Origin of the sequence: Stenotrophomonas sp. Ste86 (assembly GCF_024519465.1) — a bacterium.
Taxonomy (GTDB): Bacteria; Pseudomonadota; Gammaproteobacteria; order Xanthomonadales; family Xanthomonadaceae; genus Stenotrophomonas.
The window spans coordinates 13445-38538 of record NZ_JALJRW010000006.1 but is presented as its reverse complement, the minus strand read 5'-3'; the positions used below and the strand labels follow the sequence as shown (position 1 = coordinate 38538).

At 64.5% G+C, this 25094-nt stretch carries 26 protein-coding genes; 14 read left to right on the top strand and 12 right to left on the bottom strand.

Annotated elements, in window-relative coordinates:
- Nucleotides 1-42: 42 nt before the first annotated feature.
- A complete protein-coding gene (locus tag NR101_RS08035; RefSeq protein ID WP_256774762.1) occupies nt 43-1551 on the bottom strand; it encodes a YifB family Mg chelatase-like AAA ATPase in 1509 nt (502 codons plus the stop codon).
- 162 nt (nt 1552-1713) lie between these two features.
- On the opposite strand from NR101_RS08035, the gene yidA reads away from it, so the two are divergent.
- Nucleotides 1714-2556 carry a sugar-phosphatase gene (gene yidA, locus NR101_RS08030; protein WP_256777726.1) on the top strand — a complete coding sequence of 281 codons (843 nt, stop codon included), beginning with the start codon at nt 1714-1716 and terminating at the stop codon, nt 2554-2556.
- Nucleotides 2557-2610: 54 nt separating this feature from the next.
- Here yidA and NR101_RS08025 read toward each other — a convergent pair whose 3' ends face one another.
- A complete protein-coding gene (locus NR101_RS08025; protein WP_256774760.1) occupies nt 2611-2961 on the bottom strand; it encodes a helix-turn-helix transcriptional regulator in 351 nt (116 codons plus the stop codon).
- Nucleotides 2962-3388: 427 nt separating this feature from the next.
- On the opposite strand from NR101_RS08025, the gene NR101_RS08020 reads away from it, so the two are divergent.
- The 6 genes from NR101_RS08020 to NR101_RS07995 all read left to right on the top strand — a co-directional run bounded on the left by NR101_RS08020 (nt 3389) and on the right by NR101_RS07995 (nt 9254).
- Entirely contained in the window at nt 3389-3697 is a 309-nt protein-coding gene (locus NR101_RS08020) for a hypothetical protein (protein ID WP_256774759.1), read from the top strand.
- Between the two features lie 376 nt (nt 3698-4073).
- On the top strand, nt 4074-5081 hold the full coding sequence (locus NR101_RS08015) for a hypothetical protein (protein WP_256774758.1): 1008 nt from the start codon (nt 4074-4076) through the stop codon (nt 5079-5081).
- On the top strand, nt 5078-5926 hold the full coding sequence (locus NR101_RS08010; RefSeq protein ID WP_256774757.1) for a hypothetical protein: 849 nt from the start codon (nt 5078-5080) through the stop codon (nt 5924-5926). The genes NR101_RS08015 and NR101_RS08010 overlap by 4 nt, the downstream gene beginning before the upstream one ends.
- Nucleotides 5916-6689: a class I SAM-dependent methyltransferase gene (locus NR101_RS08005; RefSeq protein ID WP_256774756.1), complete on the top strand. Its 774-nt coding sequence runs from the start codon at nt 5916-5918 to the stop codon at nt 6687-6689. Before NR101_RS08010 ends, NR101_RS08005 begins: the two co-directional genes overlap by 11 nt.
- Before the next feature lie 13 nt (nt 6690-6702).
- Nucleotides 6703-8010: an ABC transporter permease gene (locus NR101_RS08000; protein WP_256774755.1), complete on the top strand. Its 1308-nt coding sequence runs from the start codon at nt 6703-6705 to the stop codon at nt 8008-8010.
- Nucleotides 8007-9254, top strand: coding sequence for an FtsX-like permease family protein (locus NR101_RS07995; protein ID WP_256774754.1), 1248 nt, complete (start codon nt 8007-8009; stop codon nt 9252-9254). Before NR101_RS08000 ends, NR101_RS07995 begins: the two co-directional genes overlap by 4 nt.
- A 70-nt stretch (nt 9255-9324) precedes the next feature.
- On the opposite strand, the gene NR101_RS07990 is transcribed toward NR101_RS07995, so the two are convergent.
- Nucleotides 9325-9576 carry an accessory factor UbiK family protein gene (locus NR101_RS07990; protein WP_256774752.1) on the bottom strand — a complete coding sequence of 84 codons (252 nt, stop codon included), beginning with the start codon at nt 9574-9576 and terminating at the stop codon, nt 9325-9327.
- Nucleotides 9577-9699: 123 nt separating this feature from the next.
- Here NR101_RS07990 and NR101_RS07985 point away from each other — a divergent pair, with 123 nt between their 5' ends.
- The gene (locus NR101_RS07985; protein ID WP_038685739.1) at nt 9700-10038 is read left to right on the top strand and encodes a P-II family nitrogen regulator; all 339 of its coding nucleotides are present in this window, start codon (nt 9700-9702) and stop codon (nt 10036-10038) included.
- A 19-nt stretch (nt 10039-10057) separates the two neighbouring features.
- On the opposite strand, the gene NR101_RS07980 is transcribed toward NR101_RS07985, so the two are convergent.
- Both NR101_RS07980 and NR101_RS07975 read right to left on the bottom strand, forming a co-directional pair.
- Nucleotides 10058-10711 carry an RIO1 family regulatory kinase/ATPase gene (locus NR101_RS07980; protein ID WP_256774751.1) on the bottom strand — a complete coding sequence of 218 codons (654 nt, stop codon included), beginning with the start codon at nt 10709-10711 and terminating at the stop codon, nt 10058-10060.
- Nucleotides 10712-10913: 202 nt separating this feature from the next.
- A complete protein-coding gene (locus NR101_RS07975) occupies nt 10914-11867 on the bottom strand; it encodes an alpha/beta hydrolase (RefSeq protein ID WP_256774750.1) in 954 nt (317 codons plus the stop codon).
- 219 nt (nt 11868-12086) lie between these two features.
- Here NR101_RS07975 and NR101_RS07970 point away from each other — a divergent pair, with 219 nt between their 5' ends.
- Nucleotides 12087-12992, top strand: coding sequence for an aspartyl/asparaginyl beta-hydroxylase domain-containing protein (locus tag NR101_RS07970; RefSeq protein WP_256774749.1), 906 nt, complete (start codon nt 12087-12089; stop codon nt 12990-12992).
- Between the two features lie 203 nt (nt 12993-13195).
- On the opposite strand, the gene speE is transcribed toward NR101_RS07970, so the two are convergent.
- Nucleotides 13196-14050: a polyamine aminopropyltransferase gene (gene speE / locus NR101_RS07965; protein WP_256774748.1), complete on the bottom strand. Its 855-nt coding sequence runs from the start codon at nt 14048-14050 to the stop codon at nt 13196-13198.
- 191 nt (nt 14051-14241) lie between these two features.
- On the opposite strand from speE, the gene speA reads away from it, so the two are divergent.
- Together speA and NR101_RS07955 are read left to right on the top strand one after the other, a co-directional pair.
- Nucleotides 14242-16131 carry an arginine decarboxylase gene (gene speA / locus NR101_RS07960; RefSeq protein WP_256774747.1) on the top strand — a complete coding sequence of 630 codons (1890 nt, stop codon included), beginning with the start codon at nt 14242-14244 and terminating at the stop codon, nt 16129-16131.
- A 187-nt stretch (nt 16132-16318) separates the two neighbouring features.
- A complete protein-coding gene (locus tag NR101_RS07955; RefSeq protein ID WP_256774746.1) occupies nt 16319-16642 on the top strand; it encodes a DUF6122 family protein in 324 nt (107 codons plus the stop codon).
- 124 nt (nt 16643-16766) lie between these two features.
- Here the strand turns inward: NR101_RS07955 and NR101_RS07950 are convergent, their stop codons facing one another.
- Genes NR101_RS07950 through NR101_RS07940 form a run of 3 tightly spaced genes read right to left on the bottom strand, consistent with a single transcriptional unit; the run spans nt 16767 to nt 19083 of the window.
- Nucleotides 16767-18092 carry a HAMP domain-containing sensor histidine kinase gene (locus tag NR101_RS07950; protein WP_256774745.1) on the bottom strand — a complete coding sequence of 442 codons (1326 nt, stop codon included), beginning with the start codon at nt 18090-18092 and terminating at the stop codon, nt 16767-16769.
- Nucleotides 18089-18751 carry a response regulator transcription factor gene (locus NR101_RS07945; protein ID WP_256774744.1) on the bottom strand — a complete coding sequence of 221 codons (663 nt, stop codon included), beginning with the start codon at nt 18749-18751 and terminating at the stop codon, nt 18089-18091. The genes NR101_RS07950 and NR101_RS07945 overlap by 4 nt, the downstream gene beginning before the upstream one ends.
- The gene (locus tag NR101_RS07940) at nt 18751-19083 is read right to left on the bottom strand and encodes a PepSY domain-containing protein (protein WP_256774743.1); all 333 of its coding nucleotides are present in this window, start codon (nt 19081-19083) and stop codon (nt 18751-18753) included. The genes NR101_RS07945 and NR101_RS07940 overlap by 1 nt, the downstream gene beginning before the upstream one ends.
- Nucleotides 19084-19170: 87 nt before the next feature.
- Here NR101_RS07940 and NR101_RS07935 point away from each other — a divergent pair, with 87 nt between their 5' ends.
- Entirely contained in the window at nt 19171-19605 is a 435-nt protein-coding gene (locus NR101_RS07935) for a PepSY domain-containing protein (protein WP_256774742.1), read from the top strand.
- A gap of 75 nt (nt 19606-19680) precedes the next feature.
- On the opposite strand, the gene NR101_RS07930 is transcribed toward NR101_RS07935, so the two are convergent.
- The 3 genes from NR101_RS07930 to NR101_RS07920 form a co-directional block, all read right to left on the bottom strand.
- The gene (locus NR101_RS07930; protein WP_256774741.1) at nt 19681-20187 is read right to left on the bottom strand and encodes a hypothetical protein; all 507 of its coding nucleotides are present in this window, start codon (nt 20185-20187) and stop codon (nt 19681-19683) included.
- A gap of 105 nt (nt 20188-20292) precedes the next feature.
- Nucleotides 20293-21504: an FAD-dependent oxidoreductase gene (locus NR101_RS07925; protein WP_256774740.1), complete on the bottom strand. Its 1212-nt coding sequence runs from the start codon at nt 21502-21504 to the stop codon at nt 20293-20295.
- Nucleotides 21505-21508: 4 nt separating this feature from the next.
- Nucleotides 21509-22003, bottom strand: a complete 495-nt coding sequence (locus tag NR101_RS07920) for a lipocalin family protein (protein WP_256774739.1) — start codon at nt 22001-22003, stop codon at nt 21509-21511.
- A gap of 178 nt (nt 22004-22181) precedes the next feature.
- On the opposite strand from NR101_RS07920, the gene NR101_RS07915 reads away from it, so the two are divergent.
- Nucleotides 22182-22430, top strand: a complete 249-nt coding sequence (locus tag NR101_RS07915; RefSeq protein WP_256774738.1) for a hypothetical protein — start codon at nt 22182-22184, stop codon at nt 22428-22430.
- A gap of 146 nt (nt 22431-22576) precedes the next feature.
- Nucleotides 22577-24973, top strand: coding sequence for a DUF3772 domain-containing protein (locus NR101_RS07910; RefSeq protein ID WP_256774880.1), 2397 nt, complete (start codon nt 22577-22579; stop codon nt 24971-24973).
- The last annotated feature ends 121 nt before the right edge of the window (nt 24974-25094 follow it).

Genomic DNA, 25094 nt, shown 5'->3' with positions numbered 1-25094 from the left:
TGCGACTAAGGGGCCTATCCACAAATTTCCTTTGCGGTTGGATCAACACTGGAGCCCCGTCCCCCGGTCCAGCTGCCGATAGCCGATGGCCTCGGCCACATGCGATGTGGCGATGTCGGCCTGTCCGTCCAGATCGGCCACGGTGCGTGCCACGCGCAGGATACGGTGCATCGACCGGGCCGAGAGCTGCAGGCGCTCGACTGCATCTTCCAGCAGCGTTCTGTCGTCCTTGGACAGCCGGCAGTGCTGCGCAAGCTCGGCGGGAAGCAGCTGCGCATTCGGTTTCCCGCTGCGCCCCACCTGCACGCTGCGCGCGGCAACCACGCGCGCACGTACGGCCTTACTGTCCTCGCCGTGCGGTTGCTCATCGCGCAGCTCCTGCGGTTCCAGTCGTGGTACCTCCACGTGCAGGTCGATGCGGTCCAGCAACGGGCCGGACACGCGGCCGCGATAGCGCTGGATGCTGTCGGCCGCACAGCGGCAACGTCCGCTCCGGTCGCCGGCCCAACCGCAGGGACACGGATTCATGGCCGCAACCAACTGGAAGCGTGCAGGGAAGATCTCGGTGCGCGACGCCCTTGCGACCACGACCTGCCCACTTTCAAGCGGCTCGCGCAGCACCTCCAGCGTGTGCCGGCTCCATTCGGGCAATTCGTCCAGGAACAGCACGCCGTTGTGGGCCAGCGATATTTCCCCGGGGCGCGGATAGGTGCCGCCCCCCACCAGCGACGCAGCGCTGGCGGTGTGATGCGGCGATCGGTAAGGCCGTTGCCGCCAACGCGCGGCGTCGATGCCGTGCCCGCTGCAGGCGGTGACGGTGGCCGTCTCCAGCGCTTCGGCATCGGTGGCGTCGGGCAAGATGCCTGGCAGCCGCGAGGCCAGCAGGGTCTTGCCGCATCCTGGCGTGCCGATCAGCAGCAGATGGTGGCCACCGGCCGCGGCCACTTCCAATGCCCGCCGCGCCTGCGGCTGGCCGCGTACGTCGCGCAGGTCCGCCATCGGCGCACCGGCAATGTCCACCGGCATGGCGCGCGGAAGCTCGCGTTCGCCCAACCCGGCACAAACCTCCAGCAGGGTGCGCGCCACGCGCACGTCGGCATGCCCGGCCAGCCCGGCTTCGGCCGCGTTCTCCGGTGGCACGATCAGCGTGCGGTCGAGGCGGGCGGCGGCCAGCGCGGCGGGCAGCACGCCGTTGACCCCACGCAGTTCACCGGTGAGGGCCAGCTCACCCAGGAACTCATAGCGCGACAACACCTGCGCATCGATCTGCCCGCTGGCGGCCAGGATGCCCAGTGCGATGGCCAGATCGAAACGTCCACCTTCCTTGGGCAGGTCAGCCGGCGCCAGGTTGATGGTGATGCGCCGCTGCGGGAACTCGAACTGCGAGCAGACGATGGCCGCGCGCACGCGGTCGCGCGATTCGCGCACGGCGGTTTCCGGCAGGCCCACCATCTGGGTGTGCGGCAGCCCGCCGGAGAGCAGCACTTCGATACGGACCGCGGGCGCGTTGACGCCGGCGCGGGCACGGCTGTGGACGAGCGCCAGGCTCATGCGGTTACCACGGTTGCTTGGGATGGGGGCGATGATGGCGGCTGCGCGCAGGCCGGTATGTAGGCATTCGCACCGGCCTGCCGTCGGGCTTCTGCGGTCGCGGACGTTCATGCGCTGCCGCTAGACTGGACATCCCCCTGCACCGCCCGAACATTGAACCTGATGGATATGCAACACCGCCCCGACTCGGTCCACCTCGTCGCCATCGACATGGACGGCACCCTGCTCAACCCGGCCCACCAGCTTACGCCGCGTGTTAAGCAGGCCATTGCCGCAGCCCGCGCGCAGGGTGTGCGGGTTGTGCTGGCCAGTGGCCGACCGGTGTCCGGGCTGGCGCCGTTCCTGAGCGAACTGGGCATCGAGGGCGATGCGGAGTTCTGCATCGCCTGCAACGGCGCGGTGGTGGAGAACCTCGGCAGCGGCCAGCGCGTGGTCGAGTACCCGCTGAGCTTCGAGGACTTCATGTTCTGCGAGCGCATCGCGCGCGATCTGGGCATCCACTTCCAGGCGATGGATGGACTGCGCATCTACACGCCCAACCAGGACATCAGCATCTACACCGTGGCCGACTCGCACCTGTCGCATGCGCCCCTGTCTTACCGGCGGGGGGAGGACATGGACCCGGCGATGCAGTTCATCAAGCTGATGATGATCGACGAGCCGCACGTGCTGGACGCGGCAATCAAACGCCTGCCATCGGAACTGACCGATCGCTTCGCGGTGCTCAAGAGCGCCCCGTTCTTCCTGGAGGTGTTCGACCATCGGGCGGGCAAGGGGCCGAGCCTGCAGAAACTGGCCAAGCACCTGGGCGTGGATGCGGCCAACGTGATGGCGCTCGGCGACCAGGAAAACGACCTGACCATGCTGCAGTTTGCCGGCACCAGCGTGGCGATGGGCAATGCGATCGAGGCGGTGAAGCAGACCGCGCGCTTTGAGACCGCGACCAATGCAGAGGACGGCGTGGCTCTGGCGATTGAACGGCTTGTGCTTGGCGGTAGTAAGTAGCAGCGGTTGGTTCAGCCGCGTGAGCGCACGAAACGCTCAATCAGGCGCACGAGGTCAGAGATGACGTTCAGCAGACCTCATCAGCTCAAGGATGCTGTTGAGAAATGAGATCGGAAGGTTACGCGACGTAGTGAGCATGCTGGCCTCCAGAAGGTGACGCGTTCCCTCCGGCATTCCGCCAGCGGCGACCGAATCGCCTGAAATCAGCCAGGACACGCTCACGCGGGTAATGCGGCCCAATTCGCTAAGGTGTTCAATTGAGGGCACGAAGCCGAACTCGCGTTCCCAATGACCCACTGTCGACCGGTTGACCTTCAACGCCTTGGAGAGCTCGGTTTGCGAAAGCCCGCTGCTCACGCGCGCAACGCGGATACGGGCTGACAACGAATCAATACAAAATTCCATAAATTCCTCCGCCAGTGCTGCCTTGCACCGGACATGCATCGCAGCCTCTGATGCTTAATTCCGATCGTCGGATTACTGTATCGGCTTTTGCGTGGAATGGTGATTGGAAGTGCTGATGGACGCGCATTTGCAATGCGGGGAAAGCTATTGCTTCGTGCATCATTGGACAAGGTGTTAGCAACATTGAGCGCCTGACCGCTTGCGATAGCGGTCAGCTGTAGGCGCGTGCGCTGAGAGCTCGTAGCGGGCCATTCGAACACCTCGAGCGTATCGCATATCGTCGCTCGTCCCGAGCAGAGCTGCGCGTTGCACAGCATTGATGTTGCGGTGGGTCGCTGGCAGGTCGTTCAATCGAATCGAGCCAGAGAACTGATCACGTTTGAAGCTCAGGAGAATACAAAAAGCCAAACTACATGGAGTAAAAAAAATGACTCAAGGTACTGCTGCAAAGACTCTTTCCTCTCTTACGCTGATCATTGCCGGTGTCGCGGCCGCCGCTTCGGCTTCCGCTGCAGCACCGGACAGCATGCTCGGCAACGACATTGGTGCATCGACTTCCATTCAGGCGAATGTCGATGCTCTTGGCATGAGTGAGTTCCAAGGAGAACACTTAGGCCTTCTCGCCGATGGGCACCATCACTCGGACTCATTTGGTTCCCACCATCATCACGACACCGTGAGCAAGCAGCAGGCATCTGCCTTGCGTGTGGCTCTGGACGGCCGATTCGACGTCTAAAGGACGGGGGCGGGGATTTCCCCGCCCCTCTCGACTACGTCACTTCCATGAGATGCCTCCGGATGCCAGCGTCGGCCGATCGAGGGACAAATGGAAAGCATGGTGAGGTTTAAGGATGAATGAGTCACTGGGGGCGAGGATGAGGGTAGAAAGCGAGGCGCAAGGATCTGACGTAAGCAGGCCCAGTTGCCTGATGGACATTGCGGACGCCGTCGCAGGCATGGATCAGGTAGTGGAGAGGATTCTGTGGGCTCGGCTAACACGGATGCGGAGCAGGCTGTATGGTCTCCTCGCCTGCGAGTCCACTGGGATGATGGCTGAGTCGATTCGCACGATGTTTCAGGGCATGGCGCCCGATCACAGAGCCCGCGTGCTGATGAGTTCAGAATTCTGTGAGCACATCCTCAGTCATGAGTCGACCAAGGCTGGCCGCCCAGGTGTGGATGGAACCGATGTGGATCGCACGGAGCATCGTGCCAGAGCGCTAAGCGCGATTCACGATGTCATCGCACGTGAAAAGGCAATCGCCGAACTGTCCTGCGGAAATGCTGCAGGCTATTTGTCGGAATGCCGACACTGGGCTGCATACAGTCCGATGGGCGACTACGTAGCTCGGAAGGACAGTGCAGGTTGCTGGGCGTTGCATCGCCTCCCCACGATTGCTGGCTGCATCACCTTGGATCTAGAAAGCCCGCAGGCACTTCACCATGAGCCACGTTCAGGAGTTCTTAGTCAGAGGTCACTGCCGATGACCGAGGGTGAATGCCGCCATGTTTCGGAAAAGCTATGCCAAGCGATGGAGGCAATCGACAGGGCGGAGCCTATGTACGGCTCCGTTGTCCGGAATTTCGTACGACGGATCATCGTGCGAAAGTCCGAGGAAGTCGGATCAGATGCCGCCCGCCGCTACGGTTCTGAGCATGTGCCTCGGCAGCCAGGTTCAATCCGACTACTGAACACTCATCACCCCGAACTTTCGGTCGAAGCGTGCATGGAGAGCATCATGCACGAGAGTACGCACAACTTCCTGGCTGCCTGGGAGCTGACCAATGGGTTTTTCGTCGCCAATGACTACAAGTACCGCGTCGTCTCCCCGTGGTCCGGAAATCCGATTCCCAACTCGTCATATGTTCATGCGGTCTTTGTCTACTACGTGTGCCACAGACTGCTAAAGAACCATCTCGAGTCGTCTCCTGGTATATCCGCTGAAGCTGAGACACATATTCGGAACAGGCTCTCTGTCTGCGCTGCGGGCTTTCTGATCGAACAAAAGCTGAGCAGTCGAGTGATGGTCATGGGCGGGGTAAATAGTGATATCGGGCAGATGATCGACCAGATGCAGGACTGCATGAAGCTGCAGTATCGCTATGGGGAGCGGAAATGATGCGCAAGACGATAGTCATCTACTCCGATAAAAAGGATGTAGTCGCAATGCGTGCAAACGCGACGGGCGTGCCGTCAATTCACATTGATGAGCTAATTACAGCACTAGAAGCCAGGCCTTGGCCTGAGAATCTCCGTCTCTCTCCCGGGATTCAGACGGTAGAACGTTTCAGGAATGCGCGCGTGATCAATCGCGTATTCATTCTGGAAGGGACAGGCGTTGCTGACTTCCTGCGCGAGCACTGCATTGACACTCGGTGGTTTCACATTCGCCTGCAGTCTCTCTTGGCCATCGGCGAGTCACTGTGTCATGACACTGGTGGCCTGGGGGTGTCTCGGAGCTTGGCGCCATTAAACGTACAGTGGTTTGAAATCAAGCGTGAAATGCAGGATGCGAGAACGCCTGAGTTCGCATATGGAGTTGGTTATGAGGCGGCAGATCTGTCGCACGTGCAGGATCCGATGCAGAAGTCGGTGTGGTCCTTGTTTGACTGGAAGAAGGAGACCCGGCTTGGCGAGGACGAGCGTGCTCAGCATCAGTTCCATGTCGCCAGGCCCAAAGGTATCCCGGCTATCGCCTGGTTTTTCGGCGGCGACCACCGTGGGTTGCACTTCCCACGAGACACCGTAGAGATTGATGCGGTCCTGCTGGAGCGAATGACGCGTGCGGCTGCGCGTGCGTTCCGTTCGGATATTGGTGAGATGCTGCTCTATGTCACGGGCAGCGTCGTCACTTTCCATGCGTTTTCTCCGTTCTTGCGGTCTGTTTCGTGCTGCGCATCTGCATCTGAACCTCTGGACGCTTGGCTCTTTGGTCGAACGGAGAGGCAAGAACATGTCGTTTGAGCGGCTGTGTGCACTGCGCGACTCAATTGGCTGGGTCTACGGAAGTGAAGACTTGTGCGTGCTGCTATACAGCCTGGTAAAACGGGCGCGCCCACGCACTGTTATAGAGCTTGGGACAGGATTTGGTGTGACTGCGGCTTGGATGGGCATTGCTCTACGCGAGAGCGGCCTCGGATTCATCCATACGTACGACAACGGTTCGCACTTCTGTAGTGCTCCCGGCCAACGCTTCCTCGAAACACTTCACGGGCCGTTGGCGGAGTCGATTCTGGAGCCGAGTCAAGGGTATCTGGACTTCCTGGGGCGCGTGTTTTCGTGGGTTGGGGTCGAAGATCAGGTCAAGGCGAATGTGCAAGATATCTGCGTATCGGAGATAGCTCAGTCGCCGGAATTTGACGAAGGGATCGACATCTTGTTTTCCGACTTCAGCCACTCCCAGCAGAGCATACAGGCACTCCTTGCCGCATTTATCCCAAGGATGTCCGACTCCGCGTCCATCTTCATCGATAGTGCATCCACGCAACGGCTGAGCTACCTGACGCTGGAATCACTCATCGGTGCACTGAACCAAAACAAGATACCTCGAGCTTTGATCCAGGGGCACAACGATGAAGGCGCGGCTAAGTTGGTGGCGAAGATCCAGCGGTCGAGGTTTCGGCTTATGCATCTTGTCGAGGCGCGCGAAAGGGCACAGAACAGCACGGCGTGGATTTCAATCGAGCCAGTGGATGTGATCCCAACGTCCGCGCCGTTCTTGCACTAAGGGAGCATTCGATATGTTTGGTTACTACCTTTCTCTTGCAGGCAAGAGATTGCTGGAGACTAGGGGCAGCAGCGCTGCGTTGATTATTGCGCTTGGTTTGGGCATTGGCGCGAGCATGACCATGCTCATTGTTGTGCGTGCATTGACTTGGGATCCGCTGCCGGATCGAAGTCAGAGGCTCTACCATCCGTTCTTCGATGCACTTCCCGAGTCCTATGAAGTCCGTGCTGATTTGGATCCGCGGGTATCGCTTACCTGGGTGGACGCGCAGAATCTACTGCGCCAGGGCCCTGCACTACGCCAATCGGCCATGGCCTCTGCTCGTCTGCTGGTAGAGCCGCAGCGAGAAGTGGTTCTGCCGTTCTTCGCGCACGGACAGTACGTCACTTCTGACGCCTTCGTCATGTTCGGTATTTCAATGGCTAAAGGCGCATCCTGGACGCGGCAGGACGACGAGGCTGAGACGCCGGTCGTTGTGCTGAGCATGGAGTTAGCCAAGAAGTTGGGGGGTGATGAACTGGTTGGAAGTACGGTTCTGTTGGGCGGGCAAGTGCTGAGGGTTGTGGGGATCTCAGATCATTGGAATCCGCGGCCACGGTTCTACACCGATCTCCAGCAGGACGTATTCAGTGGGCGGGAAGATTTTTTTATTCCGATTGCCGTTGCCGCCAGCAAGAAGATGAATGTGTCCAATAACCTCTATTCGTGGGGCAACGAGGCGCCCGCTAACAGGCTGAAGGACGCCAGAACTGCATGGGTCCAGTACTGGGCCGAATTGCCCGACGCATCCAGCGTAGAGCAGTACGCGGTGTTTCTTGAGAATTACGTCGTTGCACAGCGTCGAGCTGGGCGATTTGAGCGGGATACTCCATCTCGTATGGTGTCGCTGAAAGATCATCTCGTCGAGCAACGTATCGTTCCCAACGAGGTGAAGTTGCAGTTGGCGCTGTGTTTGGGCTTTCTGGTGGTTTGCCTTGTCAACATGAGTGCTTTGATATTCGCGAGGTTCATTCGCCGTTCGCACGAGATCTCCACTCGTCGAGCGCTTGGGGCTCGACGGCGTGATGTCGTCTACCAGCTCTGCACCGAGGCATTGATCATTGGTTGCTTCGGTGGAGCAGTTGGGCTGATGGTCGCCCAGGCCGGGCTTTATCTGGTGCGCATGCAACCCGATGATTACGCCACCATGGCCAGCATGGATCTCGCTACGGCGACAGCGACCATGGCTCTGGCTTGCGCCTCAAGTATTCTCGCCGCCTTCTTTCCGGCGCTCCTCGCCACATCCGGTCGTCTGGATATGCAAATAAAGGCTTCAGAATGAGTATTGCAGACGTTCCTGTCATAGCCCGTGCCCTAATGCGGAACCATACTGTTGCGGCCATTCTCGGGGTTCAGGTGTTGGTTGCAACAGCGTGCGTCACCAATCTTGCGTTTCTGTTGTCCGAGAGGGTGGCTACGCTGAGATATGAGACAGGCCTGGAAGAGACGAATCTTGGCGTTATCCGGACCGAGTATCTGGGTGATGCTGCAGCGAATGCTGCCTCATCGATATCGGCGGATCTTGAAGTCATCAGGCAGCAACCTGGAGTTCAGAGTGTCGTCGCTGTCGAGTCACTGCCGCTGACCCAGCGGAACTGGTCTGTTGGATTCACCAACAGACCGCTGCGAGGGAACGACACCTCTGGCATTGTCGAGGCCGAGCCGACCGTGTACACGGCATCATCGCCAGTGGCAGAACTGCTTGGATTGAGGGTTATTGCAGGTCGTGATCTTTCCAAGGGATCGTTTGTTCCCATGGAATCCAATGCAGACTATGGTGGTCTGTATAAGTCCAGCGAGGCGTTGATCTCTCAAGCCTTGGCGGCAAAGCTCTTTCCCGAGGGCGGCGCAGTCGGTAAGTTTCTGTACGCTGACGCGCAGCACCCGATTCAGGTGGTTGGCGTCGTCAAGACGCTATCCCGGCCTGTGTTGAAGAAGGGCGGGGACAATGACATGTCGCTGATTCTGCCGCTCATTCCCGATGGCAGCCGCGTGATGTTCGCCATTCGCGCAGCGGAAGGGCGCGTGGACGAAGTGGTTTTGGCGAGTGAGGCTGCGTTGTCCAAGCGTGATTCTCAGCGCACCATCAGTCGGAGTAGCTCCTTCAGCGATCTGCGCGCCGACTACTTCCGTCAGGATCAGACCATGGCGATCATGTTCCTCAGCTCCGGGCTGGCACTCATGGTGGTGACCGCAACTGGGGTTTACGGGCTTGCCAGTTTCTGGGTCCGTAAACGATATCGACAGATTGGAATCCGCCGTGCCCTCGGCGCGCGTCGGCGTGACATCGTCAGGCACTTCCTGATTGAGAACCTGATCGTTTCAGTCATCGGTGCGATCGTTGGCACTGTGCTGGCGGTCGGTCTTAACATCGCAATCGCGCGCTACTTCGAGGTGGGCCGGATCGAAGCGCCCTATCTGTCTACTGGCGTGCTTGCCGTGCTACTGATGGGTCAAGCCGCGGCCTTCATACCCTCATGGCGAGCGTCACGTGATGTACCTGTAGCCAATCTCCGAACAAGCTGACATGGGATGGCTGCCAGCGGAATGGCCGTTGGCAGCAGCGCAGCTTCGCCCTTTGGCCAAGCGACGGCTGTCAGTCAGTCGTCCCTTGACGTTCCAGCTCACGTACGGTCGCTTCCAACGCCTCCAGCTTCTCGCGTGTCCTGAGCAGCACCGCGCGCTGCACGTCGAATTCCTCGCGCGTGACCAGGTCCAGCTTGCCCAGACCGGCCTGCAGGGCGGTCTTGAAGGTGGCCTGCAGTTCTTCGCGCGACTGGCGCAGGCCCGGCGGGACCATATCGCTCAGGCGGCGGGCCAGGTCATCCAGGTGGTTGAGGTCGATCATGCTGTGCTCCGCGGGGTATACGCTAAGGATAATCCCCGGCGCGGCTGCCGGCACTGGGCGGGTGCATCGCGTTCACCGGCCGACAGGCGTTATCCTCGCTGCGCGATTACAGGAGCCAAGCAGATGAAGATGGTCATGGCGGTGCTCAAGCCGTTCAAGCTCGACGACGTGCGCGAAGCGCTGGCCGAGCGCGGCGTCACCGGGATCACGGTCACCGAGGTCAAGGGCTTTGGGCGGCAGAAGGGCCACACCGAGCTGTATCGGGGCGCGGAGTACGTGGTCGACTTCCTGCCCAAGGTGAAGATCGAGGTGGCGGTCACCGACGGCCAGGTCGAGGAAGTAGTGGAGGCCATCGTCAAGGCCGCCGGCACCGGCAAGATCGGCGACGGCAAGGTGTTCGTGTACGACCTGGGCAGCGTGGTGCGCATCCGCACCGGTGAGCTGGACGCCGACGCGCTGTAAGCGCGCCGGATGGCCACGCTCAGGCGTGGCCCTTGAACCAGCGGTAGAAGCGCTTCCAGCCCACGCGCACGGCCGCCACCCAGCGCGGGTCGGCCACTTGCGCGGCCTCCGACGCGCTGGGGCGCTCGCCGGTCAGGCGCTGGCGCATCTTGAGCAGGTTCTTCATGTCGCTGCGGCGCAGCTGGCGCGAGACCGGGTGCACCGGCAGCCAGCGCGGGCTGCGCCAGGCCGAGGTGAAGTCCACCAACACCGGCACCCCGCCGCTGACCATGACGTTGGTGCCGTGCAGGTCGTTGTGGGTGATGCCGGCCGCATGCAGGCGGGTGAGCGCGTACTGCAGCTGTTCGAAGACCTCCACGCCCACCGACTGGGCCGCGCTCAGGGTCTGGCCGGGAATGAACTCCATGCCCAAGGCGAGGCCGCCGACGGTACCCAGCAGGGCAGGGGCATGCTTCCAGCCGCTCAGGCGTTGCAGGATGCGCGCCTCGCGGCGGACCAGCAGGCGCGCGAGCGGCGACAGCGGCGTGCCGCGGTAACGGGTGTAGTCCTTGACCACCGCCGGCTGGCCGTTGAGGCAGGTGCGATAGACATCCGGTTCAAGCAGGCGTTCGCCGCGCTTGAGCAGCTCGGCGGGGGCGGTGTCATCGACACACGAGGCAACGAGAGTGTTCATAGGGTCTGTGCGACCCGGCGGTCGGCGCAATGCGTCAGGCGTACCGGTGCTGCTGAAGGGTGATTACTAAGATTTCGTTAATTTTAGTACTCGCCGGTACACCAATCCAGCGTTTGTCGGAGAAATGTCGTAGCCCGGTGTGGAACAGTTCGTCACGCCGAAGCGGACAATCTTGTATCGTTTGAAAGAATTTTGTTTTCAATCAGGCGCTTGGGCAGACTGGGGTCCGGGCAGTGCGCTGGAGGAACGGAAGGAGTGCGTCGCGCAACTGGTCCAGGCCGGGCTGCTCGATCGGGAAGTGGCCGCATTCGGCCAACAGCACCCGCTCGCGTGGGACGGCCAGCCGGTTGAAGAAACGGTCGCTGATCTCTACGGGTGTCCACGCGTCGCGGGCGGGATGGACCATCAACACCGGGCATCGCGTGAACTGTTCTGGTTCCCGTGCCGGCGGGGTGTCGAACAGAGACGCCAGCAGGCCCAGTGGTACCCGGTTGCCACCGCCCAGCCGATCGCGGCATACCAGCGCCGATAGCGCGGGATTGCGCGACATCCGGTCCATGTGCGTGAACCAGCGCACGGGGATGCGCAGCCCGCGGGTCACCCGGCTCAGGGGACGCAGGGCAGGCAGCAAGCGGCGCATCCAGGGCTGGCGCACCAGCGCCGCCTGCACGACCGGATCGCGCGGGTCGGCCAGGGTGGTGGCCACCAGCCCGTGCACTCTGGGCGATTCGGCCGCCACCAGGTAGGCCAGATAGCCGCCGATGCTCGCGCCCAGCAGCACGAATGGCCGGGCGCGCTGTGCATGCTCGGCCTCGATCAGTGCGAGCAGGCGGTGCTTCCATGCCGCGTAATCGACCTGCGGCCAGCGTGCCGGGCTCAGCCCGTAGCCCGGTAGGTCCGGCGCCAACACTTCGTAGCCGGCCACCGCCAGCCGCTGTGCCAGCGGCGCAAACATCCGTCCGTAGCCGCCGGCGCCATGCACCAGCACCACGCTCAGGGCGGCGTCGGCGGGGCCATGGCGGTCCAGCTGCAGCACGCCGGACGGGCTGTCGACGCGGCACGCGCGAGGGGCTGCCGCACCGGCGACCGGATCGAAAAATGCTTGGTAGGCCTGGCTGAGGGGAGGGTAGGGATCGTTGTGGGCAGGTCCGTGCATCGGGACAGTCTAGGCGCTCGGTTCAGCCACGCCGCGCTGGCCACCCCCCAGTCCGTGCTTGACCGGGAGGCGGGCTCTGCCGACCATATGCCGTTATCTGCGCCATCGGCGGCCGCCCCCCACTCCGGCACGTCCCCGCCCCCTGCCGCCTTATCGATGCCGGTTCCTGCCGTGCATCGCCCCCACCTTTTCGGTTCCGGCCCTGCCGGAGGAAGACTGATGATCAAGATCGTGCTGGCAGTGCTGTTCATCGCCTGCGTGCTGTACATCCATTACCGCGGCAAGGTCCGCGCGCGCTGGTCGCGCCAGTTGCTGGACCACTCCAGCTTCATGGCTCCGATCAACGTGATCATGTACGCGTTTTCCAAAGTGCCGACCACGCCGTTCCTGGACCCGGGCAAGGAATTCCCGCAGTTGGAGCCGCTGCGCCAGAACTGGCAGATGATCCGCGACGAAGCCCTGGCCCTGCGCGATGCGGACAAGATCGCCGCGTCCAGCACGTTCAACGATGCCGGGTTCAATTCGTTCTTCCGCCGTGGCTGGAAGCGCTTCTACCTGAAGTGGTACGGCCCCTCGCACCCGTCGGCCAAAGCGCTGTGCCCGCAGACCACCGCGTTGCTGGAATCGCTGCCGGACGTGCGCGCGGCGATGTTCGCCCAGCTGCCCTCGGGCAGCGAGCTGCGCCCGCACCGCGATCCCTTCGCCGGTTCGCTGCGCCTGCACCTGGGCCTTGCCACGCCGAACGATGATGCCTGCTACATCGAAGTGGACGGCATCCGGAAGAGCTGGCGCGATGGCCAGTGGATGATGTTCGATGAGACCTACATCCACCATGCGCACAACGAGACCCCGGACGATCGGGTGATCCTGTTCTGCGACATCGCCCGCCCGCTGCGCTTCGGCCTGCCGAGCCTGTTCAACCGCGCGGTGGCTTCCACGCTGCTGGCCGGCGGCGCCTCGCCGAACCTGCCGGGTGATCCCACCGGTGGGGTCAACAAGGCCTTCGGCAGCGTCTACAAGGTGCGGCTGAAGGCCAAGGCGCTGCGCGAGCGCAGCGTGGTGGCGTATCAGGTGATCAAGTGGGGTCTGGTGGTGGCGGTGATCGCGGGCATCTGGGCGATTTGAGCGCATGGCTTCATGAGGTTGCCGGCCAGCGGCCGGCACTACCGGAACAAAGAAAACCCGCGCTGTTGCCAGCGCGGGTTTTCTTGGCTGCAAGGTAGCGCCGAGCCATGCTCGGCTGCGGCGCTCGCGATGCATCGGGCCCAGGCTTGCCGAGCTTGAGGCAGCCGAGCATGGCTCGGCTCTACCCCTCCCCTATCGACCGATCAGCCCTTCAGGGCTGAAGCCACGAACGGCGGGGTCACCAGCACGCCGGTGTGCAGCGCGGCGGTGTAGTACAGGGTATCGAACGACTTGGCGGCCGAATCGGCCTGGCGGAAGTCGAAGCTGCTCTCGCCCTTGCGGGCCAGGGTCACGCTCCACCAGCCGGTCGGGTAGCACGGCTGCGGGAACGGCAGGGTCTTGAACGCACCGAAGCCGGCCTTGCCCATCTCGGTGCGCATTTCGTTGATGAGGTCCAGCTGCATCAGCGGCGATTCGGACTGCTGCACCAGGATGCCGTCGTCCTTGAGCGCCTTGAAGCAGCTCTCGTAGAACGCCTTGTTGAACAGGCCTTCGCCGGGGCCGACCGGGTCGGTGGAGTCCACGATCACCACGTCCACGCTGCCGGCCGGGCAGTTGGCCATGTAGGCCACGCCGTCGTCGAACATCAACTCGGCGCGCGGGTCGTCGTTGGACTCGCACAGTTCCGGGAAGTGCTTGCGGGCCATCACGGTGACCTGCTCGTCGATGTCGCACTGGGTGACGCTCTCCACGCCGGTGTGCTTGAGCACTTCGCGCAGGGTGCCGCAGTCGCCGCCACCGATGATCACCACGCGCTTGGGCGCGGCGTGGGTGAACAGCACCGGGTGGCTGATCATCTCGTGATAGAAGAAGTTGTCCTTGCTGGTCAGCATGATGGCGCCATCGATGGTCATCAGGTTGCCCCAATCGGTGGTCGCGAAGATCTCGATCTTCTGGAACGGCGACTGCACTTCATCGAGCTTGCCCTTCAGGCGGTAGCCGATGGCCGAGCCGGTGCGCTCGAAATGCTCGATGTACCACTTGTTGTTGTCAGTCATGGAATAGCAATCCTGTTCGGAGGGTGTTGGAGCCGGGCTGGCGGCGGTGCCGCGTGGCGCAAGCCACGTCCGGACGGGTTGGCCCGTTCAGGTTTCAAGCCTGAGCACGGGCGCGGGCGCGCATGATAACGGAGCTGTCGCCACATAGGCGTTATCATGCACCCCCTTTTTTACCAACCAGGCCCACTGAAATGACCGATTGGTCCCTCGACCAAGCCCGCAAGACCTACTCGATTCCGCATTGGGCGGATGGCTACTTCGACGTGGATCAGGCAGGACACATGGTGGTGAGACCGACTGGCCAGGACGGCCCGGTGGTGTCCTTGCCCAAGATCGTCGACGCCGCCCGCGCGGCCGGCGCCAAGCTGCCGCTGCTGGTGCGCTTCCCGGACATCCTGGGCCAGCGCCTGGGCAAGCTGCAGGCCGCGTTCGCGCAGGCGCAGACCGACTGGGACTATCCGGGCGGCTACACCGCCGTGTACCCGATCAAGGTCAACCAGCATCGCGGCGTGGCCGGCACCCTGGCCAGCCACCACGGCGAAGGCTTCGGCCTGGAAGCGGGCAGCAAGCCCGAACTGATGGCGGTGCTTGCGCTGTCGCGCCCGGGCGGGCTGATCGTCTGCAATGGTTACAAGGACCGCGAGTACATCCGCCTGGCCCTGATCGGCCGCAAGCTGGGCCTGCAGACCTTCATCGTCATCGAGAAGCCCTCCGAGCTGAAGCTGGTGCTGGAAGAATCCAAGGCGCTGGACGTCAAGCCCGGCCTGGGCGTGCGCATGCGCCTGGCCTCGCTGGGCGCGGGCAAGTGGCAGAACAGCGGCGGCGACAAGGCCAAGTTCGGCCTGTCCCCGCGCCAGCTGCTGGACCTGTGGAAGTCGCTGCGCGACACCGAGTACGCCGACTGCCTGAGCCTGCTGCATTTCCACATGGGCTCGCAGATCTCCAACGTACGCGACATCGCCAACGGCATGCGCGAGGCCACGCGTTACTTCGTGGAGCTGTCCCAGCTGGGCGCGAAGATCACCCACGTCGACGTGGGCGGTGGCCTGGGCGTGGATTACGAAGGCACCCGTTCGCGCAGTTTCTGCTCGATCAACTACGGGTTGGCCTCCTACGCCAGCAACATCGTGCAGCCGCTGGCCAACGCCTGTGAAGAACACGGGTTGACCCCGCCACGCATCGTTACCGAGTGCGGCCGCGCGATGACCGCCCACCACGCGGTGCTGATCGCCAACGTGTCCGAGGTGGAGCAGGCGCAGGAAGGCCGCGTGCCCGACCAGCATGACGACGAGCCGGCGGCGATCCGCCACCTGCGCGAGATCCATGCCGAGCTGGACGAGCGCCCGGCGGTGGAGCTGTTCCAGGAAGCGCAGCATTTCCATGCCGAAGGCCTGTCCAGCTACGCGCTCGGCCAGATCGACCTGCCGCAGCGTGCGCGCATCGACGATCTGTTCTACGCCATCGCCCATGCCGTGCGTGCGCGCCTGAGCTACGACGAGAAGAGCCATCGCCCGGCGCTGGATGAATTGAACGAGCGGCTGGTGGACAAGTACTTCGTCAACTTCAGCGTGTTCGAATCGATCCCCGATGCCTGGGCGATCGACCAGGTGTTCCCGATCGTGCCGATCGAGCGGCTGAACGAGCAGCCGGAGCGTCGCGGCATCATCGCCGACATGACCTGCGATTCGGACGGCATGGTCAAGACGTATGTCGAAAACGAAAGCCTGGACAGCTCGCTGCCGCTGCATGCGCTCAACCACGGCGAGAGCTACCGCATTGGTTTCTTCATGGTGGGTGCGTACCAGGAGATCCTGGGCGACATCCACAACCTGTTCGGCGATACCGACGCGGTGGAAGTGCTGGCCGGTGCCGATGGTTATGCCATCACCCAGCAGCGTCGCGGTGACACCACCGATGTGATGCTCGACTACGTGGGTTACAGCCTGGCCGATCTGCGTGCCAGCTACGCCGAGCGCGTGGCGGCAGCCGATCTGTCGCCGGCGCGTGCGCAGGAGTTGTCCGAGGCGCTGGAAGCGGGGTTGACCGGGTACACCTACCTGTCCGACGAGCCGCTGGCGTGAGGGGCGGGCAGGTGACGGAGGCGACGGCGGGTGCCGTTGCCGACGCTGCCTGCCGTGTCGCGGAGGCCGCCCGCTTGAAGGAGGGGCATCCCTTGTGGCCCGACGTCTTGTTGGGCGTGGCGTGCAGTGCGGTGCCGAGCATGGCTCGGCACTACCGGGCGGTTGTGCCTCGGCGTTGGCCGTTGGCATGAGCGCGCGGGCCATTTTCCATCTCGTGTTGCATGCGGCGGTGCCGGCGCTGCTGGCATGGCTGTTCTGGCGCAAGCGGTTCCTGTCGGCGTGGGGGGTGCTGCTGCTGGGCTGGATCATCGATCTGGACCATCTGCTGGCCGACCCGATCTATGTCCCCAACCGCTGCAGCATCGGGTTCCACCCGCTGCATACCGCGCCGGCGATCGCCGTGTATGCGGGACTGTGCGTGCCGAAGAAGACACGGTTGTTCGGTATCGGGTTGATGGTCCACATCGCGCTGGATGCGATCGATTGCTGGTGGATGCACCACGCCCGGTAGAGCCGACCGTCGGTCGGCTGCCATTGGCTCCCCGTAAAGCCGACCGTTGGTCGGCTGCCGTTGGCGAAAAACCACACACGCTGCGCGTGCCAGCCGACCAACGGTCGGCTCTACCGGGCGTTTGTCATCCCGCCGGCAACGTCAACGTCGCCCTCAAACCCGGACCGGCATTGGCCAGCACCAACGTGCCGCCGTAGCTCTCGGCGATATCGGCCACGATCGCCAACCCCAGCCCACTGCCGGCCGCGCGCTGGTCCAGCCGCACGCCGCGTTCCAGCACGCGCTGCAGGTCCGCCTCGGGCAGCCCCGGGCCATCGTCCACCACCTCGATCCGCAGCGTGCTGTCGATGTGCCGCAGGCGGATCGCCACGCGGTGCGCGGCCCACTTGCCGGCATTGTCGAGCAGGTTGCCCAGCATCTCCTCCAGGTCTTCGCGGGCGCCGGCAAACAGGCCATGCGCGTCCGGGTCCTGGTCGAACACCAGGCCACGCTCGTTGTGCACGCGCTGCATCAGCGTGCACAGCGCATCGATCACCGGCGCCACCACGGTGCGCTGTTGGCTGTCGGCACCGATGCCGGCGGCGAGGTAGCGGTCGATGCTGAGCTGCATGCGCGCGGTTTCGCTGCGCAGGGTCTGGCGCCAGTCGCTGCCATCGCCTTCGGCCTCGGTCACCAGTACGGTCAGCGGTGTCTTCAGCGCATGGGCCAGGTCTTCGGCGCTGCGGCGCGCGCGCACCACCATGCGCTGGTGATGGTCGAGCAGGTCGTTGAGCTGCGCGGCCAGCGGCGCGACTTCCTTGACCAGGCCGCGCTGCGGGAAGCGCACGTCCTGGCCGTTGCGGACCTGGCCCGCGATGCGGCCCAGCTCGGCCAGCGGGCGCAGGCCATAATGCACCTGGGTGGCCAGCACGGCGAACCACAATGCGATCAGCACCGCCAACCCGAGCGCGGTGCGCTGGCGGAACGCGCTGACCTGGGCGTCCAGGTCGCTGCGGTCGGTGGCCACTACGACCCGCAACGGCGTAGGCACGCGCGGCAACGTCACCTGCTGGGCCAGCGCACGCAGCGGCATATGCAGCGGGCCGGTGGTGTCGAAGGCCTGGGCGGGTCCGGTGCGCAGCGACGCCGGGGCGGGCAAGGTCTCATCCCACAACGAACGCGATTGCCCCAGCGCCTGCCCGCGGGCGTCCTGCACTTGCCAGTACGTGCCGGAGAACACGCGCTGGTAGCGCTCGTCGAACAATTCCCGGCGCAGCTGCAGGCGGCCCTGCGCATCGCTTTCGGCCAGCGCCAGCACCGCGATCAGTTCATTGCCCAGACGCTGGTCCATCGCCGCACGTGCGGAGCGCTCGTACATCGCGCCCAGCCACCAGGTCGCCAGTGCCGAGACCAGCACCAGCCCGACGCCACCGGCGAGCAGCAGGCGGGTGCGCAGCGAGCCGGTGTTCATGGCTGCGCCGACAGGCGGAAGCCCTGCCCGCGATGGGTGTGGATGAGGTCGCTGCCGAGTTTGCGGCGGATCCGGCCGATCAGCACGTCCAGCGTGTTGGAGTCCGGATCGAAACCGGCCTCGTAGACATGTTCGCCCAGGCGCGAGCGGCTGATCACGATGTCCGGGTGATGCATGAAGTAGCTGAGGATGCGGTACTCCTGCGGGCTCAGGTGCAGCAATTCGCCATCCAGTTCCAGGCGGCCGGCGTTGACGTCCAGCAGCAGCGGCCCGCACTGCAGGCGGGGGCTGGCATGGCCGGCGCTGCGCCGGATCAACGCGCGCAGGCGCAGCAGCAGTTCTTCGGGCTGGAAGGGCTTGGTGAGGTAATCGTCGGCGCCGGCATCGAAACCGGCGAGCTTGTCGTGCCAGCGTGCGCGGGCGGTCAGCACCAGCACCGGAAAGCCGCGCCCGGCCTGGCGCCAGCGCTCGATGATGCTGAGCCCGTCCAGCCCGGGCAGGCCCAGATCCACCACCGCCGCAGCGACGTCTTCGATCTGGCCCAGTTCCTCGGCGGCGCGGCCTTCGGCGCAGTGCAGCACCACATAGCCGGCCTCTTCCAGCAGGGTCTGCAGGCGGCTGGCGAGCAGCGCATCGTCTTCGGCAAGCAGGATCCGCATCAATCTTCTTCCATCTTCAGCAGGCGGCCGGTGGCTGCATCGTAATCCAGCTCCATCACCACGCCGTTGGCGCCCAGGATCTCGATCTCGTACTTGCCGTCGTCCAGCTCCACCTCCACCAGCTTGCCCGGGTAGCGGCGCAGCGCGTCGGCCACCACCTGCTGCAACGGCACCAGCCGGCCCTGGCGGACCGCTTGGCGCACGGCGTCCTGCTGGTGGCTGCCACCGTCGAGGACGCGCTCGGGGTCCTGCGGGGCGAGCGCCAGCAGCACGGGAAACAAGAGGGAGGTGGCCAGGGTCATGGCAACGGTATACGCGGCGTGTCTAAACATTGTCTAACAGCCGGGCTCATGGTCCGCTTAAGCGCGCTTGCCAGACTGGCGGTGCCGGAATCGACCGGCGCCCTTCTGGAGTCCCCGATGAACAAGCTGATCCTCGCCGCCGCCCTGGCCACCGCGCTGGTGTCCACCCCGGCCATGGCCGCCGAACTTACCGCTGCCGATGTGCAGGCCAAGCTGCGTGCGGCCGGCTACACCCAGGTGCACGAACTGGAGCGCGATGACGGCCTGTGGGAAGCGGACGTGACCCGAGCCGATGGCACCTTTGAAGAAGTGATCGTGGACCCGGCCACCGGCGAGATCTTCGACCCGCGCGGCAGCCGCGCGCTGCTCGACGCCGGGCAGATCCTGGACCTGGCCGGCAAGGCCGGTTTCACCCGGATCGAGTCGTTCGAACGCGATGGCGCCACCTGGAAGCTGGAAGCCCGCAACGCACGCAACCAGCGCGTTGACGTGCGCATGAGCGGCCATGACGGCCGGGTGCTGTCGAGCAAGCGCGACGGCTGGTGGGACTGAGTCCCCGTCATGCCGGTGGCGGATATGCAAACGGCCGGTTGCCCGGCCGTTTCGGCATGCCCGTGACGCGGGCGCTTACCAGCCGCCGCGCGGCGGGTAATCCCAGTAGCCCGGGCCCGGGCCGTAGCCATAGCCGCCATATCCACCGTAGGGACCATAGAACCCGGGACCCTTGCCTTCGCTGACCCGGATGTTGAGGTTCATGTTGTGGGTCTTGCCCTCATCGGTGGTGTAGTTTTTGTTGAGGTTCAACTCGGCCGCGTTGTAATGCGAGTTGCCGCCCTCCTTGGAATAGCCGATGCCGGTGGTGACGCTGCCGTTGACCCGCAGCTTGTCATCGGTGACGTTGGCGATGCCATTGCCGGCGCCGGGATCGCTCAGGCGGCGGCCGCTCTTGTCGCCGTAGAAAGTGCCGGGCGGGTCGCCGCGCAGCGAGCCGTCGCCCAGGTACTGCATCGGCGCGGACGGCACGGCCAGGTTGAGGTCGGTGGCCGACTGCGGGCCGGTCGCTCCTGCCGCGGACTGGGCCAGGACGACGCCGGGGGCAAGCAGGCACAGCAGCAGCGATAGCGAGCGGATCATGGTGGGGCTCCGGAACGGGCGGGCAGCAGGCAGGCCGCCGACAGCGCTGACGCTAGCACCGGCTGCTTGAACGATGCCTGTCATGGCACCGGCTGCCCGGGAACTTTACTCCAGCCGTCCGAACCCGAACAGCGCGGCCAGCGGGTGCCGACGGCGCTCGATCCGGGCGCGGAGCAGGCCGGCGCCGATCATCGAGTAGGTGATGCCGTTGCCGCCGTAAGCCATGGCGAACAGGACCCGCGGCCCCCACTGTGGGTGCGCGCCGAAGAACGGCAGCCCGTCCTTGGTCTCGGCGAAGGTGCCGCCCCAGGAGAACGCCGGTTGCAGCGGCAGGTGCGGGAACAGCTTGGCCACCTGCTTGAGCAGGGTGCCGGTCTTGGACTGGACACGCCGATCGCGCCGGGCCGGGATGTCGATGGCATCGTCTTCCCCGCCGATCAGCAGCCGATGGTCGCCGGTAGTACGCAGATACAGGTAGGGCCGTGCCGACTCCCAGACCATGGTCTGGGCCAGCGGCCCGAGCAGCGCCGGGTCGATCGGGTCGGTGATGAAGGCGTAGCTGCTGCGGTTGCGCGCCACCGATGGCTTGAGCCAATGCTGGCTGGCGTAACCGGCGGCCATCACCACGTGCCTGCAGTGGATCTGCATGCCGTCGGCGGTGCGCGCGGTGACCCCGCGGCTGGTGGGAGTGAGCGTCTCCAGCACGGTACGGTCGTACACCCCGCAGCCGCGCTTCTGCAGCCGCATCAACAGCCGGTAGGCGAGCCGGTACGGGTCCACGCGCGCGGCCAACGCACTGAGGATGGCGCCGGGCGCGTTGATACCGAACTCATGCCCCACCGCGTCCTTTTCCAGCCAGCGCACCTCGAAGCCATGCTTTTTGCGCAGCAGGTATTCCTCGTGCAGCACCGCGTGGTGGCGCCGCTTGCTGGCGTAGTAAAGGCTCTGCATGCGATGGCAGTCGACACCGGTGAACGCACCGGCCACCTCGCGCAGTGCCGGGATCGCATCGGCGCAGGCCTGGTAGGCCAGCACCGCCGCCTTCTCGCCGTACTGCTCGGCAAGGTCGACCATGTGGGTGTCGATCTCGTACTGCAGCAGTGCGGTACTGGCCGCAGTGCTGCCCCAGCCGACGTCGCGCTGCTCGATCACGGCCACGTCGTGGCCGTTCGCGCACAGCTCATCGGCGATCAGCGCACCGCTGATGCCGCCACCCACCACCAGGACCTCACACGTCAGGTCCTGCTCCAGCGGCGGGAAGGCGTGCATCAGCCCGTTACGGACCGCCCAGAAGGGGTACCCGCTCTTGAGATCCATGCGCTCAGGCCGTCGGTCGGCCGGTGTGCGGGGTGTGGATCAGCGGGGCGAGGTCGAAACCCTGCTGGCGCGCCTGGGCCAGGTAATGTTCCTGGGTGGTGGTATCCAGCGTAGGCGTACGCGCAAGCAACCACAGGAACTTGCGGTCCGGGCTGCCGACCAGCGCCACGCTGTAATCGGGCGCGACCTGGATCACCCAGTAGTCGCCCTTGGTGAAGGGGATCCAGCGCAGGCCCTTGGGCAGGAAGCTCACTTCCAGCCGCGCGCTGTCGTTGTCGACCGGGCAGGCCTCGCCCTCGGCTTCCTCGATCTCGTCGCCGAGCCGGCAACGGTTGAGTACGGCGACGTGACCGTTTTCCTTCAGGCTGTAATGCGCCGAAACATCGGTGCAGTCCTCCGGCTCATGCTTCATCGGCAGGCGGGCGATTTCGTACCAGGTGCCGAGGTAGCGCGGCAGCTTGAGGTCAGGGACGGTCTTGAGGTCGGCGTGAGTGTTCATCGAAGGCAGCTTGTGAAGGTCGCCGCCACGATGCCGGGTCCGCTGCCACGGCCGGGTGAAGCCCGGGCGAATGCGCCGTGGAGAACGCTGCGTTGCCATTGCGTCATGCATTGCTACGGGCGACGGCGCTATGGTGTGGGTCGGCACAACGCCGGTTTTCCATGCATGGGAGGTGCGGATGTATCAGGTGATCCTGCTCAAGAGCGACAGCAGTTTTTCGCGCGGGCACCGGGAAGCGGTCGACGATGTGGTCGACCATGAAGGCGTGACCTACTCGCTGCGCGCCGGCCCGCGCCAGCCGTTGCCCACCGACCACGCGTGGGACCCGGTGGCGGTGTATGCACCGGAGGAAATCAGCGAAGAGGAGTTCCAGGACTGGTACACCCAGCTGCAGCCACAGGTCAAAGAGCTGCGCCTGAAGTACTGACGGCGGCGGCCCGGCGGGGCCTCTACCCGCTGTGAACAGGGCGCGGTTTATAGTTCGCGCAGGCGCGGTGGTCCGCGCGAACCTTGCGGTGCACCGGCTTGTCTTCCCGTCTTTTCCGATCGTTGCGGCGGCCATTGGCCTGGCTGATGTTGTGTGCCTGGCTGGGCACGGCGCCGCTGGCCATGGCCCAGGCCGATGATGCCACCGATGCCGATCCCATCGCCCAGCTGGCCCAGGCCGACAAGGACCTCAAGCAGATCCAGGCCTCGCTGGACGATGCCGATACCCGCGACACGCTCAAGACCCTGTCCGACCGTGCGCTGGCCGTGCAGCGCGACGCCGATGCCGCACGCAACGCGCTGCAGCCGCAGCTGGACCAGATGGACGCGCGCGTTGCCCAGCTTGGCGTTGTGCCCGAAGGCACCGTCGAAGCACGCGACATCGCGTTGCAGCGCAAGGCCCTGAACCAGCAGCGCAGCGACATCGCCTCGGCGATCGCGCGGGCCAAGCTGCTGGCTGGCGATGCCAGGCAGCTGGGCACGGATATCGAGAAGATGCGCGTCAGCCAGTTCAGCGAAGAACTGGCGCGCAAGGTCAATTCGCCGCTGTCGCCGTCCTTGTGGAAACAGTTCGCCACCCATGTGCCGGCCGACTATGGGCGGCTGGTGTCGCTATATCGGCAGGGGGAAAGCACCGCGCGCAAGGCGATCGCCGAGCATGGCTGGGCGGCGCCGCTGACCGGGCTGGGTGTGGCGCTGTTGATGTTCTTCCCGTTGCGCTTGTGGCTGCGCGCGGCCGGGCGCCGTTATGCCGCGTCCGAGCGCGCGCCGGACGGCCGCCTGCGTCGGTCCGGGCTGGCGGTATGGCTGCTGGCGGTCGGGACACTGCTGCCCGGTTTCGCGGCCGTGGTGCTGGTGGCCGCGCTGGAATCCATCGGGGCGATCCCGCCGCGGCTGGAGCAGTTGGCGCAGCATTTCCAGGTGGCCACCTTCGTGGCGGCGTTCATCGCCGCGCTCAGCGCGTGCCTGCTGGTGCCCAGTCGGCCCTCGTGGCGCCTGCTGACCCTGGATGACACGGCGGCGTGGCGCCTGCGCAAGTACGCCTGGGGCGCGGCCGGCCTGACCTGGCTGAGTATCCTGCTGGTGGAGATCAACCGCGCCTCGCGCACCAGTGCCATCACCACGGTGGCGGTGGACGGGCTGATCGCGATCACCTACATGGCGTTGATCATCGCCATCCTGGTGTCGCTGGCGCGCCTGCATCGGCGCCAGACCGACGAAGCCCAGGCCAAGCTGGATGCGCAGGCCGAGTCGGGCGCCAAACCGAAGGCGCCGCCGCGTCGCAGCGGCTGGATCGTGATCGCGCGGCTGGCCGGGCATGTGGTGGTGGCCGCAGCGGTCATTGCCACCCTGCTGGGCTATCTCAATTTCGCGCTGTTCGTGGCCCAGCAACTGGTCTGGGGCGCGGTGGTGCTGCTGGCCGCCTCGCTGCTGCTGAAATTCGCCGACGACCTGGCCACCTGGGCACTGTCGCCCACCAGCCGGGTCGGGCAGAGCATCGTGCTCACCACCGGGCTGACCGAGGCGCGCGTCGAACAGGCCGGCGTGCTGCTGTCGGCGGTGCTGCGCATCGGCGTGATCGTGCTGGCGGTGCTGGCGCTGGCTGCGCCGTTCGGCAACCTCAATGCGTTCTATGGCGGGCTGGATTCGCTGTCCAACGGGTTGACCATCGGCACCACCACGCTCAAGCCCAGCAGCGTGCTCTACGCGGTGCTGGCGTTCCTGGTGGTGTGGGCGGTCATGCAGGCCTTCCAGAACTGGCTCACCGAGACCTACCTGCCCAAGACCGAACTGGACGCCGGCGCGCGCAATTCGATCAGCACCGTCACCCGCTACCTCGGCATCATCACCGCCGTGCTGTGGGGCCTGACCGCCCTGGGCATCGGCTTTGAGAAGCTGGCGCTGGTGGTCAGCGCGTTGTCGGTGGGTATCGGCTTCGGTCTGCAGGCGATCACCCAGAACTTCGTCTCCGGCCTGATCCTGCTGGCCGAGCGGCCGGTGAAGATCGGCGACTGGGTCAAGCTGGGTGACCAGGAAGGCGACATCAAACGCATCAGCGTGCGCTCTACCGAAATCCAGGTGGGCGACAAGTCGACGCTGATCGTGCCCAACTCCGAACTGATCACCAAGACCATCCGCAACATGACGATGGGCAATGCGCAGGGCCGCATCCAGATCCAGTTCTCGCTGCCGCTGAGTACCGACGTGGCTGCCGTGCGGCAGATCCTGCTGGACAGCTATGCCGAGCACGTGGCGGTGCTGTCCGACCCGGCCCCGTCGGTGTTCATCGATTCGATTGCCAACGGGCAGATCGCGATCAACAGCTTCGCCTACGTGTCCGGCCCGCGCGCGGTGTATGGCGTGCGCAGTGATCTTTACTTCACGATGCTGCAGAAATTCGCCGCTGGCGGGATCGCGTTGTCCTCGCCGACCGATATCCATTTGGTGCGCGACCCCACCGCCCCGCGGGAACCTGAGGCGTAAGCGGAAGGCGGTGACGCATAAGCGGAACTCGGTAGTGCCGGCCGCTGGCCGGCAATCGCGTGGTGCGGGTGGGTCGGGAGCCGGCCAGCGGCCGGCACTACCGGGATTGCTGCGTGCGTAG

Coding starts and splice junctions, on each gene's coding strand:
- speA (WP_256774747.1), top strand. CDS start 14,242: ATGACCGATTGGTCCCTCGACCAAGCCCGCAAGACCTACTCGATTCCG.
- NR101_RS07925 (WP_256774740.1), bottom strand. CDS start 21,504: ATGGATCTCAAGAGCGGGTACCCCTTCTGGGCGGTCCGTAACGGGCTG.
- NR101_RS07920 (WP_256774739.1), bottom strand. CDS start 22,003: ATGAACACTCACGCCGACCTCAAGACCGTCCCTGACCTCAAGCTGCCG.
- NR101_RS08035 (WP_256774762.1), bottom strand. CDS start 1,551: ATGAGCCTGGCGCTCGTCCACAGCCGTGCCCGCGCCGGCGTCAACGCG.
- NR101_RS08025 (WP_256774760.1), bottom strand. CDS start 2,961: ATGGAATTTTGTATTGATTCGTTGTCAGCCCGTATCCGCGTTGCGCGC.
- NR101_RS07975 (WP_256774750.1), bottom strand. CDS start 11,867: ATGCACGGACCTGCCCACAACGATCCCTACCCTCCCCTCAGCCAGGCC.
- NR101_RS07970 (WP_256774749.1), top strand. CDS start 12,087: ATGATCAAGATCGTGCTGGCAGTGCTGTTCATCGCCTGCGTGCTGTAC.
- NR101_RS07995 (WP_256774754.1), top strand. CDS start 8,007: ATGAGTATTGCAGACGTTCCTGTCATAGCCCGTGCCCTAATGCGGAAC.
- NR101_RS07950 (WP_256774745.1), bottom strand. CDS start 18,092: ATGAACACCGGCTCGCTGCGCACCCGCCTGCTGCTCGCCGGTGGCGTC.
- NR101_RS07955 (WP_256774746.1), top strand. CDS start 16,319: ATGAGCGCGCGGGCCATTTTCCATCTCGTGTTGCATGCGGCGGTGCCG.
- NR101_RS08015 (WP_256774758.1), top strand. CDS start 4,074: ATGAGTTCAGAATTCTGTGAGCACATCCTCAGTCATGAGTCGACCAAG.
- NR101_RS07940 (WP_256774743.1), bottom strand. CDS start 19,083: ATGTTTAGACACGCCGCGTATACCGTTGCCATGACCCTGGCCACCTCC.
- NR101_RS08000 (WP_256774755.1), top strand. CDS start 6,703: ATGTTTGGTTACTACCTTTCTCTTGCAGGCAAGAGATTGCTGGAGACT.
- speE (WP_256774748.1), bottom strand. CDS start 14,050: ATGACTGACAACAACAAGTGGTACATCGAGCATTTCGAGCGCACCGGC.
- NR101_RS07985 (WP_038685739.1), top strand. CDS start 9,700: ATGAAGATGGTCATGGCGGTGCTCAAGCCGTTCAAGCTCGACGACGTG.
- NR101_RS07980 (WP_256774751.1), bottom strand. CDS start 10,711: ATGAACACTCTCGTTGCCTCGTGTGTCGATGACACCGCCCCCGCCGAG.
- NR101_RS07915 (WP_256774738.1), top strand. CDS start 22,182: ATGTATCAGGTGATCCTGCTCAAGAGCGACAGCAGTTTTTCGCGCGGG.
- NR101_RS07945 (WP_256774744.1), bottom strand. CDS start 18,751: ATGCGGATCCTGCTTGCCGAAGACGATGCGCTGCTCGCCAGCCGCCTG.
- yidA (WP_256777726.1), top strand. CDS start 1,714: ATGGATATGCAACACCGCCCCGACTCGGTCCACCTCGTCGCCATCGAC.
- NR101_RS07990 (WP_256774752.1), bottom strand. CDS start 9,576: ATGATCGACCTCAACCACCTGGATGACCTGGCCCGCCGCCTGAGCGAT.
- NR101_RS07935 (WP_256774742.1), top strand. CDS start 19,171: ATGAACAAGCTGATCCTCGCCGCCGCCCTGGCCACCGCGCTGGTGTCC.
- NR101_RS08010 (WP_256774757.1), top strand. CDS start 5,078: ATGATGCGCAAGACGATAGTCATCTACTCCGATAAAAAGGATGTAGTC.
- NR101_RS08005 (WP_256774756.1), top strand. CDS start 5,916: ATGTCGTTTGAGCGGCTGTGTGCACTGCGCGACTCAATTGGCTGGGTC.
- NR101_RS07910 (WP_256774880.1), top strand. CDS start 22,577: ATGTTGTGTGCCTGGCTGGGCACGGCGCCGCTGGCCATGGCCCAGGCC.
- NR101_RS08020 (WP_256774759.1), top strand. CDS start 3,389: ATGACTCAAGGTACTGCTGCAAAGACTCTTTCCTCTCTTACGCTGATC.
- NR101_RS07930 (WP_256774741.1), bottom strand. CDS start 20,187: ATGATCCGCTCGCTATCGCTGCTGCTGTGCCTGCTTGCCCCCGGCGTC.